The organism is Corynebacterium sp. HMSC074H12, assembly GCF_001813755.1.
Classification (GTDB): Bacteria; Actinomycetota; Actinomycetes; order Mycobacteriales; family Mycobacteriaceae; genus Corynebacterium; species Corynebacterium hiratae.
This window is the reverse complement of the sequence record NZ_KV813945.1, coordinates 1-389: the sequence shown is the minus strand read 5'-3', so window position 1 is coordinate 389 and position 389 is coordinate 1. Positions and strand designations below refer to the sequence as shown.

Sequence of the window (389 nt, the reverse complement as noted above, 5' to 3'; positions counted from 1 at the left end):
GATACCCGGCCTAAAGATACCTACCGGTTTTCTTCTAACGGCACCTCAGCGTGGTTGGAACTGCAGGTTGGGGAAGACACCGGCATTAAACTCGATGCCTTCATCCACCAGACCGCAACCAAGGAAGACATCACTGTCGCTGAGGCAGTCATCAAACTGCTTTCCGGTGAAATACAGCCACCAGCTACCGTGGTGCTCCACACCTACCAGGCCTGCGATATTGAGGATGCACCGACCTTTATTGAAGGCTTCGGCTGGCGAGCTGAGCCCATGCCACATGACAAGATGCGGGATTTAACCGAAGAGATAAAAGAGGCCGATGGCTACCAGCCAGGAATCATCATGCGCAAACTTGTCGAAGGACGCGACGGTACCTGCCGGGTCGGCGG

Annotated in this window: 1 pseudogene; it reads left to right on the top strand. The window is 55.0% G+C overall.

From position 1 onward, the window contains the following. Positions 1 to 389: pseudogene (locus tag HMPREF2932_RS12055) on the top strand (HNH endonuclease); the annotation flags it as partial.